The 866-nt window shown below is 67.2% G+C and carries 1 protein-coding gene, 1 pseudogene and 1 riboswitch; the gene and the pseudogene both read right to left on the reverse strand.

The window, feature by feature from the left end; translation table 11 throughout:
* A pseudogene (locus RNC47_RS35985) lies at positions 1-479 on the reverse strand (ABC transporter substrate-binding protein); the annotation flags it as partial.
* 41 nt (positions 480-520) lie between these two features.
* Positions 521-624, reverse strand: a riboswitch (cobalamin riboswitch).
* Positions 625-813: a 30S ribosomal protein S18 gene (gene rpsR, locus RNC47_RS35990; RefSeq protein WP_311605052.1), complete on the reverse strand. Its 189-nt coding sequence runs from the start codon at positions 811-813 to the stop codon at positions 625-627.
* Positions 814-866: the final 53 nt, after the last annotated feature.

Genomic DNA, 866 nt, shown 5'->3' on the forward strand with positions numbered 1-866 from the left:
ACGGTGGACACCGCGACGGGCTCGGACCGGCAATCCTCGATGTTGAGGTAGGTGTGAACACCGGCGTCGGTCAGCCGTTGCCTGCCGCGGCCCTCTTTCTCGTCGAACGCGCTGTCCCAGCCGCCGTAGACGAAATCGGGTTCGACGGCCAGCAGCGACTCGTAGGACGGGTACTCCTTAGCCAGCACCGGAACGGTGTCGTAGGCGGCCTGGTATTCGGGCAGGATCCGGTCGTCGAGATAGGACGTGCCGACCATGGAGTTCTCCAGGCCCAGCGCCAGCAGCGTCTCGATCGCGTGTTGGTTGAGCGCGACGGCGCGGGCCGGCGGCCGGTCATAGGTGGTGCTGACGCCGCAATTGTCCACGGTGACCGGGAATCCCGGTGGGGCGTCGCCTGCGGCGCCGGGTGCCGCGGTCGAGGCGCACCCCGACACCAGTAACGCCGACGTCAGTCCGGCGATCAGCCAACGAGCGGCCATGGGCGTACCCGTCCTCTCCGGGGAGATCCGCCCCAGTACGTGAGGTGGCGACTGCGGTGTGTATCTGGCTATACAGTGGCGGGACCGCGCCGGATTCTCACCGGCTTCCACGATCCGCAGTCGCCCTATCGCCGTCGATGTTAGGTCAAGCGGGGCCGACCACCGGCAGCAGCGCCATCTCCCTGGCGTTCTTGATCGCCGTGGCGACTTGACGCTGCTGCTGCGGGGTGAGCCCGGTGATGCGCCGGGACCGGATCTTGCCCCGCTCACTGATGAAGGTGCGCAGCAGGTGGACGTCCTTGTAGTCGACCTCGGTCACCCCGAGGGCAGTCAGTTGATTGCGCCTCGGCTTCTTGAGTTCGGTGGCCGGCGGGCGCTTCTTGGTGT

The organism is Streptomyces millisiae (genome assembly GCF_031845425.1).
GTDB classification, from domain to species: Bacteria; Actinomycetota; Actinomycetes; order Streptomycetales; family Streptomycetaceae; genus Streptomyces; species Streptomyces millisiae.